The sequence below is a fragment of the Eikenella corrodens genome (assembly GCF_003990355.1).
In the GTDB taxonomy this organism is placed as follows: Bacteria; Pseudomonadota; Gammaproteobacteria; order Burkholderiales; family Neisseriaceae; genus Eikenella; species Eikenella corrodens_B.
Window position 1 is genome coordinate 577,785 of the sequence record NZ_CP034670.1, and the last position, 15,200, is coordinate 592,984.

14 protein-coding genes, 2 tRNA genes and 3 rRNA genes are annotated in these 15,200 nt (G+C 53.8%); 5 read left to right on the top strand and 14 right to left on the bottom strand.

Features of this window, described 5'->3' with window-relative positions; genetic code table 11:
• Window positions 1–107 precede the first annotated feature (107 nt).
• From ELB75_RS02975 to rplU, 14 genes are all read right to left on the bottom strand, one after another.
• Window positions 108–878 (bottom strand): transferrin-binding protein-like solute binding protein, encoded by a 771-nt coding sequence (locus ELB75_RS02975; RefSeq protein WP_164726773.1) that lies wholly within the window; start codon window positions 876–878, stop codon window positions 108–110.
• Window positions 879–1,078: 200 nt separating this feature from the next.
• The gene (locus tag ELB75_RS02980; RefSeq protein WP_126982657.1) at window positions 1,079–1,576 is read right to left on the bottom strand and encodes a peroxiredoxin family protein; all 498 of its coding nucleotides are present in this window, start codon (window positions 1,574–1,576) and stop codon (window positions 1,079–1,081) included.
• Window positions 1,573–2,001 (bottom strand): acyl-CoA thioesterase, encoded by a 429-nt coding sequence (locus ELB75_RS02985; RefSeq protein WP_126982658.1) that lies wholly within the window; start codon window positions 1,999–2,001, stop codon window positions 1,573–1,575. Before ELB75_RS02985 ends, ELB75_RS02980 begins: the two co-directional genes overlap by 4 nt.
• A gap of 45 nt (window positions 2,002–2,046) precedes the next feature.
• The gene (locus tag ELB75_RS02990) at window positions 2,047–2,400 is read right to left on the bottom strand and encodes a VacJ (RefSeq protein ID WP_126984185.1); all 354 of its coding nucleotides are present in this window, start codon (window positions 2,398–2,400) and stop codon (window positions 2,047–2,049) included.
• Window positions 2,401–2,510: 110 nt separating this feature from the next.
• On the bottom strand, window positions 2,511–3,446 hold the full coding sequence (locus ELB75_RS02995) for an MlaA family lipoprotein (protein WP_126982659.1): 936 nt from the start codon (window positions 3,444–3,446) through the stop codon (window positions 2,511–2,513).
• Entirely contained in the window at window positions 3,443–3,733 is a 291-nt protein-coding gene (locus tag ELB75_RS03000; RefSeq protein ID WP_126982660.1) for an STAS domain-containing protein, read from the bottom strand. Before ELB75_RS03000 ends, ELB75_RS02995 begins: the two co-directional genes overlap by 4 nt.
• Before the next feature lie 4 nt (window positions 3,734–3,737).
• Window positions 3,738–4,328, bottom strand: coding sequence for an MlaC/ttg2D family ABC transporter substrate-binding protein (locus ELB75_RS03005; RefSeq protein WP_126982661.1), 591 nt, complete (start codon window positions 4,326–4,328; stop codon window positions 3,738–3,740).
• 44 nt (window positions 4,329–4,372) lie between these two features.
• Window positions 4,373–4,843 carry an outer membrane lipid asymmetry maintenance protein MlaD gene (gene mlaD, locus ELB75_RS03010; RefSeq protein ID WP_126982662.1) on the bottom strand — a complete coding sequence of 157 codons (471 nt, stop codon included), beginning with the start codon at window positions 4,841–4,843 and terminating at the stop codon, window positions 4,373–4,375.
• A 7-nt stretch (window positions 4,844–4,850) separates the two neighbouring features.
• Complete coding sequence (mlaE, locus tag ELB75_RS03015) at window positions 4,851–5,627, bottom strand: lipid asymmetry maintenance ABC transporter permease subunit MlaE (protein WP_126982663.1); 777 nt, start codon at window positions 5,625–5,627, stop codon at window positions 4,851–4,853.
• A 36-nt stretch (window positions 5,628–5,663) separates the two neighbouring features.
• Window positions 5,664–6,200, bottom strand: a complete 537-nt coding sequence (locus ELB75_RS03020) for a DUF4303 domain-containing protein (protein WP_126982664.1) — start codon at window positions 6,198–6,200, stop codon at window positions 5,664–5,666.
• A 9-nt stretch (window positions 6,201–6,209) separates the two neighbouring features.
• Window positions 6,210–7,016, bottom strand: coding sequence for an ABC transporter ATP-binding protein (locus ELB75_RS03025; RefSeq protein WP_126982665.1), 807 nt, complete (start codon window positions 7,014–7,016; stop codon window positions 6,210–6,212).
• 249 nt (window positions 7,017–7,265) lie between these two features.
• Entirely contained in the window at window positions 7,266–8,264 is a 999-nt protein-coding gene (pdxA, locus tag ELB75_RS03030) for a 4-hydroxythreonine-4-phosphate dehydrogenase PdxA (protein WP_126982666.1), read from the bottom strand.
• Between the two features lie 176 nt (window positions 8,265–8,440).
• Complete coding sequence (rpmA, locus tag ELB75_RS03035) at window positions 8,441–8,713, bottom strand: 50S ribosomal protein L27 (RefSeq protein WP_126982667.1); 273 nt, start codon at window positions 8,711–8,713, stop codon at window positions 8,441–8,443.
• 30 nt (window positions 8,714–8,743) lie between these two features.
• Window positions 8,744–9,052, bottom strand: coding sequence for a 50S ribosomal protein L21 (gene rplU, locus ELB75_RS03040; RefSeq protein ID WP_126984186.1), 309 nt, complete (start codon window positions 9,050–9,052; stop codon window positions 8,744–8,746).
• Window positions 9,053–9,484: 432 nt separating this feature from the next.
• On the opposite strand from rplU, the gene ELB75_RS03045 reads away from it, so the two are divergent.
• From ELB75_RS03045 to rrf, 5 genes are all read left to right on the top strand, one after another.
• Window positions 9,485–11,025: ribosomal RNA gene (locus ELB75_RS03045) — 16S ribosomal RNA — on the top strand.
• Between the two features lie 69 nt (window positions 11,026–11,094).
• A tRNA-Ile gene (locus ELB75_RS03050) sits at window positions 11,095–11,171 on the top strand.
• 35 nt (window positions 11,172–11,206) lie between these two features.
• Window positions 11,207–11,281, top strand: a tRNA-Ala gene (locus ELB75_RS03055).
• A 335-nt stretch (window positions 11,282–11,616) separates the two neighbouring features.
• Window positions 11,617–14,589: ribosomal RNA gene (locus ELB75_RS03060) — 23S ribosomal RNA — on the top strand.
• Between the two features lie 171 nt (window positions 14,590–14,760).
• Window positions 14,761–14,874, top strand: a 5S ribosomal RNA gene (gene rrf / locus ELB75_RS03065).
• Together the 16S, 23S and 5S rRNA genes with 2 tRNA genes alongside form the textbook arrangement of a ribosomal RNA operon.
• Window positions 14,875–15,200: the final 326 nt, after the last annotated feature.

The window sequence follows — 15,200 nt, forward strand, 5'->3', positions numbered from 1 at the left end:
TGGGTGGATGGAGGCTATCTGAAAATAAAGGCTACCTGAAGATATCGGCGTTGCAAAAATGCTGCCGGATTGGGTTTCAGGTAGCTTTTGTGTGGTAGTACTGGAAGTTAGCGTTTGGCGCCAAATGCACCGTTAAATTCGTCTGCGGTGTTATGGAGATTGCGCTTGTAATAAGTGCCGCCGACCTCTTCGGCATTAGGGCCGTAAAATGCCCCTGCAAAACCGACACCGTCATATAGCCCTGAGTGGAACTCATTACCTTGGATGGAGGCAGTTCCCAAGTAGAATTCTCCTCGGGAGGGAACGGTTACGTGTCCGCCAATGACGTTTCTATCGAAGTGTGCGAATAGTCTGACTGTTCCTTCTTCCATGCGGCTGGAGTTTTCGGTGTGGACGACTCTGCCATTGTAGGTGATTGAACCGGTATGCGGCATATTTACAGCTTTTTCACCTTGCGCCATCAAGTAGCCACTACCGTCTGTATCTCGGACATAGCCAAATCGGGTATGGGTGAGGAATTGGCCGCCATCAACATAACGGAAGATGCCGTTGTTATCTCTCAACGTAATAAATCCTCCAGAAGACATTCCAGCGGGGATGATGTCAATAGACCGCCATGCGTGTGTTACCGGATCCATGATATCAAAAGAGTTGATATTGCCATTTCTGGCAAATCTTACGGCTCCGGTGGTTAGTCTAGCATAGTTGGAGCCATTAAGTTGGATGTAGCTGATGGAGCGGGGGACAACACCTGGGCCTAGCGGTGGCTCGATTAGGCGGATGGTTGGGCCTCCACCACCTCCGCCTCCACCCCCGCTACCGCAGGCAGACAGGGCAAAGGCCGTAAGCAATAATGCGGATAAAGATGAAAATTTCATAATACAAGTCCTAATTGCGTGGTTGCAGACAACCATTTGTTATATAAATGGGAAGTTTGTTGCGTATTGGATTTTACGCTGAAATGTAAAGCAATGTAACTATAGCATAAAAAATGTATGGCTAAGGCGGTATTGAAATAATGAAGACGTTTTCAGGTAGCCTTTCCTCGGAGGAAGGCTACCTGAAAATATTGTGCTGTCTATTCAGCGAGCAGTTGGTCGGCCAGGCGGTACACTTCGGCGAAGTCGGGCTCGCCCACATAGGTTTTGACGATGCGGCCGTTTTTGTCCACCAGAAAGGAGGTGGGGGCGGCGATGACTTGGTAGGCCTGCTGGGTATAGCCTTGTGCGTCGTGGAGCACGGTGAAGGGCAGGCGGTGGGTTTGGGCGTAGGTTTGCACCACGGGCAGGGGGTCGCTCGGCACGGGGATGGAAACGGCGATGATTTGGAAGTTTTTGCCTTGGTAGTCTTGGTGCATCCGGATGAGTTTGGGCATTTCGGTTGCGCAGGCGGGGCAGGAGGGAAACCAGAAGTTGATGAGGGTAACTTTGCCTTGCAGGGTGATGTGGTTCACGGTTTGGCCTTGCAGGTTCGGCAGGGCGAAGGCGGGGGCGCTTTGGCGTTTGGGGGCGAACAGGATGTAGCCGGCGGCGGCGAGCACGGCCAGCAGGAGGAGGGCGCCGAGGTATTTTTTCATGGGGCGGGTTCTGCGGGGTTGGAAGGGATATGGGCGGCAATGGCTTGCTGCAGCTCGGCAGGGAAGCGGATGGCGCGGCCGGTGGTTTGGTCGATGAGCATGAAGCTGACGCGGGCTTCGGCGAGGATGCGCGGGCTGCCGGTTTTGCGGATGGTTTGGCTGATTACGGCTTGGCGCGCATCGGTTTGGGCAAAGGCGGTTTCGATGTCGAGCCGGTCGCCGAGGAGGGCGGCGCGGCGGTAGTGGATGTCGATGTGGACGATGGCCATGCCGTAGCGGCTGTTGCGGAAGAATTCGGCCAGCCCGTTGTGGTCGAAATAGTCCCAGCGGGCTTCTTCGAGGAATTCGAGATAGCGGGCGTTGTTGACGTGGCGGTATACGTCGAGGTGGTAGCCGCGTACGGTGAGGTGGGTGTGGTGTGGCATGGCGGGGATGGAAATGGCCGGCGTGCGGGCTGCCGGCCGTTGGTTTTACAGGGGTTGGAAGGGTTCGCGTTCTACTTCGCGGGCGGACAAATCGCAGAGGATGGGGGAGAATTGGATGTCGAACCATTCGGCAAAGATGTCGGGGTGCAAATCGGGCCATTGGCTTTCGTCTTCGCACCAGTCGGCCAGTTCGGCGGCGAAAATGGTGTCGATTTGGGGTTTGATTTCCGCCCACACTTCTTCGCCGTCATCGCAAGGGTTGGTGAGGTAGGCGTTGGCGTTGTTTTGCAGGTCTTCGAGGGTGAGGTCGCCGAGTTCGGCACCGGGCAGGGCGGTGAGCCAGTTCCAAAACGGCTGTAGCGGCACCAGCCGGAATACGCTGCGGTTGATTTCGTACATGATGCGCTCCTTTGATGAGGCGGTGGGGAAGGGTTTCAGGTAGCCTTTGTTTTTCAGGTAGCCTTTGCTGCTTGCGGAAAGGCTACCTGAAAATCGGAAGGGCGGCAATTTTAGCGGCTGAGGATTTCTTCGTGGATGGTATTGGGGGCGGGGCGGCTGTTGTTTTCTTGGTCTGCCGGGGCGGCTGGTTCGGTGTTGGCCGGGGCAGGAGCTTCAGCGGGGGCGGTGCTGTTTGCCTCAGGTTCGGCAGACGGCGGTTCGGCGGTGGCCGGTTCGGCGGCAGGTTGCCCGGTGGCGGCTGAGGTTGCGGATTCGCTGCCGGTGTTGCCGCCGCCTTCTTCAAAGCTGGGCACGTAGTCGTCTTCGCTGCCGGGCAGGGTGGTGCCGGTTTGTTTGGCGCGGGCGGACATGTAGGCATCGCGGATGAAGGCGTAGCGGTCGAGCGCGACTTGGTTGACGCCGTCGGTGAGTTCGAGCAGGTTGGCGCGGGTGTCGAGGGCTTTCACGCCGGTGACGGCCCAATAGCCGGCGCCGTTGCCGAGGGCGAGTTTTTCGGGGGAGTAAACGCTGACGATGGTGTTGCCTAAGGCATCGCGCACGGTGCTGGGGCCGAGCAGGGGGTAGACGAAGTAGTTGCTGTTTTTCCAGCCCCAGCTGGCGAAGGTGTCGCCGAGGGTGTTTTTGTTGTTGGGCATTTGGGCGGCGCCGGCGATGCCGATAAGGCCGCCGAAGCCGAAGGTGGTGTTGATGCCCACGCGCACAAGGTCGGTGCTGGCTTTGGAAATGTTGAGCCGCAACAGGTTGCTGCCCACGCTCACGATGTTGCGCAGGTTGTTGAAGAAGTTGCCGATGCCGCTGCGCACGGGTTTGGGGGTAACGGTGCGGTAGCCGCGTGCGGCGGGGGCGAGGAAATAGCGGTCGATGCGGTCGTTCACGCCGAACATGAAGCGGTTGTAGCCTTCATAGGGGTCGTAGGCGACGCCTTCGGCCAGGGCATTGCCGGAAAGGCCGATGGTGAGCAGGGTGAGGGTGAGCAGTTTTTTCATGATGTTATCCAGCCGCCTACTTCATACAGTTCGGCCAAAGCGGCCACGCCGGCGGGCAGGCTGCGAAACGCCCAGGCGGCTTCGGGGCGGCTGCGTTTGGCGGCGGCCATGAGGGAAATGCAGACGGAATCGGCTTGGCTTACGCCGGAGAAATCGATTGCGGGGGCGGGGCTGTTTTTCAGGTAGCCCAATTGTTGGCAATAGGCGCGAAACAGCGGGGCGGTTACCGTGGAAACGGTTACTTCCCCACTGAGGTACACGGTTTCATCGCGGCATTCGCTGTGCATGGGTTCAGTTGCCGTTTTTGCTGCGCAGCTCTTGAATCAGGCCGTCGATGCCTTTTTGCGCGATGGTGTTGTTGAATTGGCTGCGGTATACGGTTACCAGGCTGGCGCCTTCTACGGCTACGTTATACACGCGGTATTTGCCGCCGCTTTGGTACATGGTGTAATCCATGGTTACCGGTTTGCCGCCGGCGGGGGTGATGTCGGCGGTAACGATAACGCTGTTGCCGCGCTGCACGGCATTCTCGCGGATAACCACGTTGGCGTTGCGGTATTGCAGCATGGTGCCGGCATAGGTGCGGATGAGCAGGGTTTTAAACTGCTCGGTGAGCGCGGCTTTCTGCGCCGGGGTGGCATTGCGCCAGTTGGCGCCCACGGCCAGCTCGGTCATGCGGGTGAAGTCGAAATAGGGGATGGCGTAGTTTTCGGCCTGACGGCGAACTTGCACATCGTTGTTGTTTTTGGCGTTTTTCAAGATGTTCAGCACTTGGGCGCTGTTCTGCTTGAGCTGTGCCACTGCCTGCTGCGGCGTGGCGAAGGCCAGGCCGATGCTCATGATGCCGATGCTCAGGGCGGCGGTGAATGCGGATTTTTTCATTGGTGTTTCCTTTCCGGTTGAAAAATAAAAATGTTGCGGTGTGTTTATTGCGTGGTGCCGTTTTTTTCTACGGTGTTGGTCATGAATTTGCCGATCAGCTGCTCCAGCACGAGGGCGGAGCTGGTGATTTCGATGGTGTCGCCGTTTTTCAGTTCGGTTTCCTCTGCGCCCTGCTGCAGGCCGATGTATTGCTCGCCCAACAGGCCGGAAGTGAGGATTTCGGCGGAAACGTCGGTGCTGAAGCGGTATTGGCTGTCGATATCCAGGCTGACTTTGGCACGGTAGGTTTTTGGGTCGAGCTGGATGGAGGATACCCTGCCCACCACCACGCCAGAAGCCTTCACCGGGGCTTTTACCTTCAAGCCGCCGATGTCGGTAAAGCTGGCGGAAACGGTGTAGGACGAATGGCGGGAAACCGTTTGTCCACCAGCCACGCGCAGCGATAAAAATACCACGGCGGCAATGCCCAAGGCCACAAAAATGCCGACCCAAAGTTCTAAAGTGCTTCTTTTCATAATCCGGTTATCCGATAAACATGATGGCGGTTAAAACAAAATCCAAGGCCAAAACGGTGAGCGCGCTGCTCACCACGGTGCGGGTACTGGCCCGTAGGATGCCTTCCGGCGTACTGCGGCAGTGGAAGCCCTGATACACGGCAATCAGCGAAATGGCCACGCCGAACACCACCGACTTAATCAACCCGTTCACCACATCGTAGCCTACATCGATATTCGCCTGCATCTGCGACCAGAAAATGCCGCCATCTAAGCCCAAATAGCGCACGCCGATAAGATAGGCGCCGTAAATACCGGCCACATTGCAGATAGAAGCCAGAAGCGGCATGGAAATCACGCCTGCCCAAAAACGCGGCACCACCACGCGGGCAACGGGATCGACCGCCATCACCTTCATCGCCTCCAGCTGCTCGGTGGTCTTCATTAGGCCGATTTCGCTGGTCATCGCACCGCCGGCGCTGCTGGCAAACAGAATGCCGGCCAGCACCGGCCCCAGTTCGCGCAACAGCGATGCGGCCACCATATAGCCCAAAATATCGGCCGATTTGAATTTGGCCAGCTGCGTGTAGCCCTGCAAACCCAATACCATGCCCACAAACAGCCCGGATACGGCAATGATGATGATGGAGAGCACGCCGGTGAAATACATTTGGCGGATGCCCAGCCGCAGGCGCGGCAGCAGCGTGCCGGAGCGTGCCAGCACGGCAAACAGGAATAGGGTGGTTTTGCCCAGTTCCTGCAGGAAAGCCAGCGTTTTCGCGCCTAGAGTTCGGAAAAAATTCATATTGGTTTTGCCGTGGTGCGGTTTCAGGTAGCCTGATTATACGGAAACGGCGTGTTGCAAGGCTTCTTCTATGCTTTCTTCGTGATCAACGGCATAAGTCAGGAAACCGGCGGTTTTCGGAATTTGCGCGAATACGTCGCTGCCAGCAAATTCGCGCACCGTTTCGCGGCACATGGCGCGGAATTCACCAATCAGGGCAAACCATTTGTCAATGTTGCCGCCGTCTATTTGTCCGTGGATATGATCGATTTCATCTTCTTCTATAAAGGTAAAGGTGTCGAAACATTGATACTGCCAGTTGCCGGTATTGTAGCGGTATTCGCGTATGTCTTCTTCCGAACTGTAGTATTCGGGAAATTTGGCCTGGCTGCGGCTTAGGCCTTCTTGGAAGAATTCTTCGCTGTTCAGGCACAGGCTGACTTGTCCGTATTCGGTATTGCAGTCGTAGGCGAAAGCATAAAAAGTTTCGCTGGGGTGTTCGGCTAGGAAGGCGGCAGTTTTTTCGCAGGTAAATTGCAGTAGCTGCCGTTGGATTTTGGTTTTTTCTTCCGCATTCCATTTATTCCAGATCATGTTCGCTCCTTAATGATTGTGTTGCAGTAGGGTTTGCCGTATATCGCGTTCGGCCGGATAGCGGAAGGCGACCGGGCCGTTGGGCAGGCCGTTGATGAATTGGGTAATCCACGGCGAATCGAGACTGCGCATTTCTTCCGGGCTACCTGAAAACAGGATTTCGCCGTGGGCAAGGAAAATCACTTGATCGGCAATCTGCAGCGAGTGCGGCACGTCGTGCGTAACCATCATGCTGGTGGAGCGCAGGGCGCGGTTGATTTTGCTGATTAAGTCAGCAATCACGCCCAGTGAAATCGGGTCGAGGCCGGTAAATGGCTCGTCATACAGCATCAGCGCGGGGTCGAGAGCAATGGTGCGCGCTAGGGCGACACGGCGGGACATGCCGCCGGATAGCTCGTCCGGCATCAGGTTTTCTGTGCCGTGCAGGCCGACGGCACTGAGCTTCAGGCGCACCAAATCGCGGATGATTTCTTCGGGCAAATCGGTTTGTTCGCGCAGCGGGAAAGCTACATTTTCATATACGGACAAATCGGTAAACAGTGCACCGAATTGGAACAGCACACCCATATTGCGCCGATGCTGGTGCAGTTCTTTGGCGTTGAATGCGGCAAGATCGCGGCCGTTAATCAACACTCGGCCGGAAGTGGGCGCAATTTGGCTGGTAATCAGGCGCAGCAGGGTAGTTTTACCACTGCCGGAACCACCCATCACGGCGGCAAACGTGCCTTGGGCTACCTGAAAACTAACGTTGTTCAGGATGGGGCGTTCGCCATAGGCAAAGGCGACGTTTTGCATTTCGATGAAGGGTGTGGCCATGGCCGGCAGTGGTTGGGTTTACATACAAGGGTGTCGATTATAGGGAAAAAGCACACTGGGCTCAATGATTTTGCTGGGGGTGTGGCTGGGTGCCGATTGGAAGTGTTGTAGATTTTTTCAGGTAGCCTTTAGGTTTAAAAAAGTAATTTTGCATCATTGAGATAGACTGGAGTGAAGGCTACCTGAAAATTTTAAGGCTGCTGCACGAGGGTCGGATTTCAGGTAGCCTTTGTATCTGATAGTGTGCGGCTATGATGGCGCGCGGTGGTGTTGCCAGTGTTCGGCCATATCGAGGGCGGTTTGGATAGCGGTGAGCAGGCTGCCGTGGTCGGCGCGGCCGGTGCCGGCTAGGTCGAGGGCGGTGCCGTGATCGACTGAGGTACGGATGAAGGGCAGGCCGAGGGTAATGTTCACGCCTTGGCCAAAGGAGGCGTATTTGAGTACGGGCAGGCCTTGGTCGTGATACATGGCGAGCACGGCGTCGGCATCTTTGAGCAGGAAAGGCTGGAATAGGGTGTCGGCGGGATAGGGGCCGCGTACGTCGAGGCCTTGCTCGCGCAGGGATTGTAATTCGGGTTTAATGATTTGAATCTCTTCCCAGCCGAGATGACCTTGTTCGCCGGCATGGGGATTGAGTCCGGCCACGAGGATGGTGGGTTTGGCGATGCCAAATTTGGTTTGCAGGTCGGTGTGCAAAATGTGCAACACGGAGTGCAACAGTGGGCGGGTGATGGCGGCGGGGATGTCTTTGAGGGGGAGGTGAGTGGTGGCGAGGGCAACGCGCAGGCCGTTGCCGGCCAGCATCATGACGACTTGTTCGGTGTGGCTAATGGCAGCGAGGTATTCGGTGTGGCCGCTGAAAGGGATGCCGGCATCGTTGATGATGCCTTTGTGCAACGGGGCGGTTACCATGCCGGCAAATTCGCCTAGGCAGATGCCGTTATAGGCGCGGTCGAGCAGGGAGAGTACGTAGCGGGCATTGGCGGGGTTGAGTTGGCCGGTGTGGCAGGGGGTGGAGAGGGGAATGTGCAAAACTTCCAGTGTGCCCTGGGCGGGCGGATGGTTGGGATGATAATCGGCAAGGGGGGTATTGTAGCCGAGTTGCCGGGCACGTTCGGCGAGAAGTTGTTTGTCGGCTAAGACAACGCAGCGGCAGGGCAAAGTTTGCCGGGCTAAAGTAAGGCAGATATCGGGACCGATACCGGCAGGTTCGCCGGAGGTGATGGCTAGGATGGGGGTGGCGGACATAGTGAGGCTACCTGAAAATAAAGATGGCAGAATTATAGCAGTTGGCAGTTAAGCAGATTTTTGATGGGATAATGCTTGTGTGCCGAATATAGGGGGTTGGCTAGGGTAGTTTGATATGGGCAAAATAAAAGGATGCTACCTGAAGTAGCATCCTGAGATTTGGCGCTAGCCGTTGATTATTCGTCGACGCCAGTGTAGGGGCGCACGTTAACGGTTTTACGATTGTGCACGCCTTTTACGGTAAATTCTACGTAGCCGTCCACTTTGGCGAACAGGGTATGGTCTTTACCCATGCCTACGTTGTTGCCTGCATGAAACTTGGTGCCACGCTGGCGAACGATGATGGAACCGGCAGGAATCAGCTCGTTGCCGTAGGCTTTCACGCCCAGGCGTTTGGCTTCTGAATCGCGGCCGTTGCGGGTGCTGCCGCCTGCTTTTTTACTTGCCATGTTTGATACTCCTGAATTAGGTTAAAAACTTTAGGCGATGGCCACGATTTCAATTTGGGTGAAATTCTGGCGATGGCCTTGGCGTTTCTGATAGTGTTTGCGGCGACGCATTTTGAAAATGCGGATTTTTTCGCCACGACCATGAACCACTACCTTGGCTGTTACTTTTGCGCCTTCAATAAAAGGTGCGCCTACTTTTACAGACTCGCCGTCAGCAATCATCAAAACTTCAGTCAGTTCGATTTGGCTGTCGAGTTTGGCAGGTATCTGTTCTACTTTCAATTTTTCGCCAACAGCAACTTTGTATTGTTTGCCGCCGGTTTTTATGACCGCGTACATACTCAACTCCATTTGGGGTTATGTTTAAGAATTTAACTTTATATCTAGTGCTTAATAATGCCTGAAGCACGAGAACTGGGCATTCTATTGCATCTGTGGTTATCTTGTCAAAAGGTTATTTTTCTTTTGCGGACTGGCAACTGGGTTGCTGTTGGTAAGGAATGAACCAAAAGATGTTTGACAAAGTAATTTTGATGGCGTATAGTTCGCATCTTCGCTGTTCCTTACGGCACAATTTGCTGTTTGCGGTTTGATTATTTACTGTTTGCAGTTGTGATTATGCGTCAGTTTGGTTCGGCAGCTCTTTAACAATCAGATTACCGATAAGTGTGGGTGTTTTACACCTGCACTGTTGAGAAGAAGACAAGACGATGTTTGACATTGTCCTGTCGGTTTCTTTGAAGCAGACCAGAAGTTATTAAGTTAGAGATTGAACATAAGAGTTTGATCCTGGCTCAGATTGAACGCTGGCGGCATGCTTTACACATGCAAGTCGAACGGCAGCGGGGTAGTGCTTGCACTACTGTCCGGCGAGTGGCGAACGGGTGAGTAAGATATCGGAACGTACCGAGTAATGGGGGATAACCAATCGAAAGATTGGCTAATACCGCATACGTCCTGAGGGAGAAAGCGGGGGATCGCAAGACCTCGCGTTATTCGAGCGGCCGATAACTGATTAGCTAGTTGGTGGGGTAAAGGCCTACCAAGGCGACGATCAGTAGCGGGTCTGAGAGGACGATCCGCCACACTGGGACTGAGACACGGCCCAGACTCCTACGGGAGGCAGCAGTGGGGAATTTTGGACAATGGGGGCAACCCTGATCCAGCCATGCCGCGTGTATGAAGAAGGCCTTCGGGTTGTAAAGTACTTTTGTTAGGGAAGAAAAGGGAAGTGCTAATACCACTTTTTGCTGACGGTACCTAAAGAATAAGCACCGGCTAACTACGTGCCAGCAGCCGCGGTAATACGTAGGGTGCGAGCGTTAATCGGAATTACTGGGCGTAAAGCGAGCGCAGACGGTTACTTAAGCAGGATGTGAAATCCCCGGGCTTAACCTGGGAACTGCGTTCTGAACTGGGTAGCTAGAGTATGTCAGAGGGGGTAGAATTCCACGTGTAGCAGTGAAATGCGTAGAGATGTGGAGGAATACCGATGGCGAAGGCAGCCCCCTGGGATAATACTGACGTTCATGCTCGAAAGCGTGGGTAGCAAACAGGATTAGATACCCTGGTAGTCCACGCCCTAAACGATGTCGATTAGCTGTTGGGCAACTTGATTGCTTAGTAGCGTAGCTAACGCGTGAAATCGACCGCCTGGGGAGTACGGTCGCAAGATTAAAACTCAAAGGAATTGACGGGGACCCGCACAAGCGGTGGATGATGTGGATTAATTCGATGCAACGCGAAGAACCTTACCTGGTCTTGACATGTACGGAACCTTCCAGAGACGGAAGGGTGCCTTCGGGAGCCGTAACACAGGTGCTGCATGGCTGTCGTCAGCTCGTGTCGTGAGATGTTGGGTTAAGTCCCGCAACGAGCGCAACCCTTGTCATTAGTTGCCATCATTTAGTTGGGCACTCTAATGAGACTGCCGGTGACAAACCGGAGGAAGGTGGGGATGACGTCAAGTCCTCATGGCCCTTATGACCAGGGCTTCACACGTCATACAATGGTCGGTACAGAGGGTAGCCAAGCCGCGAGGCGGAGCCAATCCCAGAAAACCGATCGTAGTCCGGATTGCACTCTGCAACTCGAGTGCATGAAGTCGGAATCGCTAGTAATCGCAGGTCAGCATACTGCGGTGAATACGTTCCCGGGTCTTGTACACACCGCCCGTCACACCATGGGAGTGGGGGATACCAGAAGTAGGTAGGGTAACCGCAAGGAGCCCGCTTACCACGGTATGCTTCATGACTGGGGTGAAGTCGTAACAAGGTAGCCGTAGGGGAACCTGCGGCTGGATCACCTCCTTTCTAGAGAAAGAAGCAGGGGTAGAGCATCCACACCTATCGGTAATCGGATACAGATGCGAAGAGAATGTTGGGTTTGTAGCTCAGCTGGTTAGAGCACACGCTTGATAAGCGTGGGGTCGGAGGTTCAAGTCCTCCCAGACCCACCAGTAGTCGTAGAGCGGAGCAGATCCGCCCAGGTACTGGGGGCATAGCTCAGTTGGTAGAGCACCTGCTTTGCAAGCAGGGGTCATCGGTTCGATCCCGTTTGCCTCCACCACACAATACTTTCCAAATAAAAGTATGCTAAATATGCGAGTAAGCTGCTGCAGCTTGCAGTTTACGCGGTAGTTTGTAGTTTATTTTTATTTGCGAAGTTAAAACGCATCGATCTTTAACAAATTGGCAAGCCGAAATCAACAAACAAACGAAGTAGGGCTTATCCCAGAGATAAGTCATACAGAATTTGGGTGATGATTGTATCGACCGAATCCTGAAACACAAAAGGCAGGATTCGGACACAACAAGCAGTAAGCTTTATCAGAGTAGAGGCCTTAAGCCCCAGTTGTCGTCAACGCAGCGCAGGCGAAGTCAAAAAGGCACTTCAAATGATAGAGTCAAGTGAATAAGTGCATCAGGTGGATGCCTTGGCGATGATAGGCGACGAAGGACGTGTAAGCCTGCGAAAAGCATCGGGGAGCTGGCAATAGAGCTTTGATCCGGTGATGTCCGAATGGGGAAACCCACACAGCAATGTGTATCCTAAGCCCAATACATAAGCTTAGAGAAGCGAACCCGGAGAACTGAACCATCTAAGTACCCGGAGGAAAAGAAATCAACCGAGATTCCGCAAGTAGTGGCGAGCGAACGCGGAGCAGCCTGTATGTGATAGCCGTCGGGATAGGAGAAGGAATTGGAAACTTCCGCCATAGTGGGTGATAGCCCCGTATCCGAAATTCCGGCAGTGGTACTAAGCATACGACAAGTAGGGCGGGGCACGAGAAATCCTGTCTGAAGATGGGGGGACCATCCTCCAAGGCTAAATACTCATCATCGACCGATAGTGAACCAGTACCGTGAGGGAAAGGCGAAAAGAACCCCGGGAGGGGAGTGAAATAGAACCTGAAACCTGATGCATACAAACAGTGGGAGCACCCTTGCGGTGTGACTGCGTACCTTTTGTATAATGGGTCAACGACTTACATTCAGTAGCAAGCTTAACCGGATAGGGGAGGCGTAGGGAAACCGAGTCTTAATAGGGCGACATAGTTGCTGGGTGTAGACCCGAAACCGAGTGATCTATCCATGGCCAGGTTGAAGGTGCCGTAACAGGTACTGGAGGACCGAACCCACGCATGTTGCAAAATGCGGGGATGAGCTGTGGATAGGGGTGAAAGGCTAAACAAACTCGGAGATAGCTGGTTCTCCCCGAAAACTATTTAGGTAGTGCCTCATGTATCACTTCCGGGGGTAAAGCACTGTTATGGCTAGGGGGTCATTGCGACTTACCAACCCATGGCAAACTCAGAATACCGGAAAGTGCAATCATGGGAGACAGACAGCGGGTGCTAACGTCCGTTGTCGAAAGGGAAACAACCCAGACCGCCAGCTAAGGTCCCAAATGATAGATTAAGTGGTAAACGAAGTGGGAAGGCTTAGACAGCCAGGATGTTGGCTTAGAAGCAGCCATCATTTAAAGAAAGCGTAATAGCTCACTGGTCGAGTCATCCTGCGCGGAAGATGTAACGGGGCTCAAATCTATAACCGAAGCTGCGGATGCACGCTTCCTTAAAACAGCTTGCCGGAGCGAAGCGACGGAAAGCGCCCATCAAAGTCGAGCATGAATAGGTGGGGATAGCTGTTTTAATGAAGCGTGCATGGTAGGGGAGCGTTCTGTAGGCCTGAGAAGGTGTTTCGTAAGGAATGCTGGAGGTATCAGAAGTGCGAATGTTGACATGAGTAGCGATAAAGCGGGTGAAAAGCCCGCTCGCCGAAAGCCCAAGGTTTCCTGCGCAACGTTCATCGGCGCAGGGTGAGTCGGCCCCTAAGGCGAGGCAGAGATGCGTAGTCGATGGGAAACGGGTTAATATTCCCGTACTTGATTTAAGTGCGATGTGGGGACGGAGAAGGTTAGGTCAGCAAACTGTTGGAATAGTTTGTTCAAGCCGGTAGGTGGAAGGATTAGGCAAATCCGGTTCTTCATAACACCGAGAAGCGATAACGAGTATCTACGGATACGAAGTGACTGATACCACGCTTCCAGGAAAAGCCACTAAGCTCCAGCTTAAATCGAACCGTACCGCAAACCGACACAGGTGGGCAGGATGAGAATTCTAAGGCGCTTGAGAGAACTCGGGAGAAGGAACTCGGCAAATTGATACCGTAACTTCGGGAGAAGGTATGCCCTCTGAGGTAAAGGATTTACTCCGTAAGCTTTGGAGGGTCGCAGAGAATCGGTGGCTGCGACTGTTTATTAAAAACACAGCACTCTGCAAACACGAAAGTGGACGTATAGGGTGTGACGCCTGCCCGGTGCTGGAAGGTTAATTGAAGATGTGAGAGCATCGGATCGAAGCCCCAGTAAACGGCGGCCGTAACTATAACGGTCCTAAGGTAGCGAAATTCCTTGTCGGGTAAGTTCCGACCCGCACGAATGGCGTAACGATGGCCACACTGTCTCCTCCCGAGACTCAGCGAAGTTGAAGTGGTTGTGAAGATGCAATCTACCCGCTGCTAGACGGAAAGACCCCGTGAACCTTTACTGTAGCTTTGCATTGGACTTTGAAGTCACTTGTGTAGGATAGGTGGGAGGCTTAGAAGCAGAGACGCCAGTTTCTGTGGAGCCGTCCTTGAAATACCACCCTGGTGACTTTGAGGTTCTAACCCAGGTCCGTGAACCGGATCGGGGACCGTGCATGGTAGGCAGTTTGACTGGGGCGGTCTCCTCCCAAAGAGTAACGGAGGAGTTCGAAGGTTACCTAGGTCCGGTCGGAAATCGGACTGATAGTGCAATGGCAAAAGGTAGCTTAACTGCGAGACCGACAAGTCGAGCAGGTGCGAAAGCAGGACATAGTGATCCGGTGGTTCTGAATGGAAGGGCCATCGCTCAACGGATAAAAGGTACTCCGGGGATAACAGGCTGATTCCGCCCAAGAGTTCATATCGACGGCGGAGTTTGGCACCTCGATGTCGGCTCATCACATCCTGGGGCTGTAGTCGGTCCCAAGGGTATGGCTGTTCGCCATTTAAAGTGGTACGTGAGCTGGGTTTAAAACGTCGTGAGACAGTTTGGTCCCTATCTGCAGTGGGCGTTGGAAGTTTGACAGGGGCTGCTCCTAGTACGAGAGGACCGGAGTGGACGAACCTCTGGTGTACCGGTTGTCACGCCAGTGGCATCGCCGGGTAGCTAAGTTCGGGAAGGATAAGCGCTGAAAGCATCTAAGCGCGAAACCTGCCTGGAGATGAGACTTCCCTGAGGGTTAAGCCCTCCTGAAGAGTCGTTCTAGACCAGGACGTTGATAGGTGGGGTGTGGAAGCGCGGCAACGCGTGCAGCTAACCCATACTAATTGCTCGTGAGGCTTGACTCTATCATTTGAAGTGCTTTGCGGTGTGGAGACACCGGGAAGAGTACTCAATAGAATAAAGCTTACTGGAATCGATACACATTACCCGATGTTTGGTTTGTAGCCGGACAGAACAGTTTGATTTGATTGGCCGCAGTGGATACTGCGGTGGCTTGACGATTTGTACAGTTTAAGTTTGGCGGCCATAGCGGTTTGGTCCCACGCCTTCCCATCCCGAACAGGACCGTGAAACGAACCAGCGCCGATGATAGTACGGATTACCCGTGTGAAAGTAGGACACTGCCAAACACCTATTGATGACACCCGTCTGATGGCGGGTGTTGTGTTTTATGGAAAACAACGAAAAGAAAATACGGCGAAGACAAAAGCAAAGACAAAATGGAAACAAACCGGGATAGGAATAAGGGTATAGGAATAGGTAAGGTGCTGATTAGGAGACTACCTTTAAGAGGCTGCCCGAAGGTTTCAGGTAGCCTCTCTCCTGCCTTGGAAACGATTTGGGTTGAACCAGGCAGGAGAAAAAAGGGGGGTTATATAAAATGAGGGGAGGCCGGTTGGGTATTAATATTCAACTGGCCCCTTCCTGTGGAAATCAACAGGGTTGTTTACACTTT

Coding starts and splice junctions, on each gene's coding strand:
- mlaD (WP_126982662.1), bottom strand. CDS start 4,843: ATGAAAAGAAGCACTTTAGAACTTTGGGTCGGCATTTTTGTGGCCTTG.
- ELB75_RS02990 (WP_126984185.1), bottom strand. CDS start 2,400: ATGTACGAAATCAACCGCAGCGTATTCCGGCTGGTGCCGCTACAGCCG.
- ELB75_RS02995 (WP_126982659.1), bottom strand. CDS start 3,446: ATGAAAAAACTGCTCACCCTCACCCTGCTCACCATCGGCCTTTCCGGC.
- ELB75_RS03025 (WP_126982665.1), bottom strand. CDS start 7,016: ATGGCCACACCCTTCATCGAAATGCAAAACGTCGCCTTTGCCTATGGC.
- mlaE (WP_126982663.1), bottom strand. CDS start 5,627: ATGAATTTTTTCCGAACTCTAGGCGCGAAAACGCTGGCTTTCCTGCAG.
- ELB75_RS03005 (WP_126982661.1), bottom strand. CDS start 4,328: ATGAAAAAATCCGCATTCACCGCCGCCCTGAGCATCGGCATCATGAGC.
- ELB75_RS03020 (WP_126982664.1), bottom strand. CDS start 6,200: ATGATCTGGAATAAATGGAATGCGGAAGAAAAAACCAAAATCCAACGG.
- ELB75_RS02980 (WP_126982657.1), bottom strand. CDS start 1,576: ATGAAAAAATACCTCGGCGCCCTCCTCCTGCTGGCCGTGCTCGCCGCC.
- pdxA (WP_126982666.1), bottom strand. CDS start 8,264: ATGTCCGCCACCCCCATCCTAGCCATCACCTCCGGCGAACCTGCCGGT.
- rplU (WP_126984186.1), bottom strand. CDS start 9,052: ATGTACGCGGTCATAAAAACCGGCGGCAAACAATACAAAGTTGCTGTT.
- ELB75_RS03000 (WP_126982660.1), bottom strand. CDS start 3,733: ATGCACAGCGAATGCCGCGATGAAACCGTGTACCTCAGTGGGGAAGTA.
- ELB75_RS02985 (WP_126982658.1), bottom strand. CDS start 2,001: ATGCCACACCACACCCACCTCACCGTACGCGGCTACCACCTCGACGTA.
- ELB75_RS02975 (WP_164726773.1), bottom strand. CDS start 878: ATGAAATTTTCATCTTTATCCGCATTATTGCTTACGGCCTTTGCCCTG.
- rpmA (WP_126982667.1), bottom strand. CDS start 8,713: ATGGCAAGTAAAAAAGCAGGCGGCAGCACCCGCAACGGCCGCGATTCA.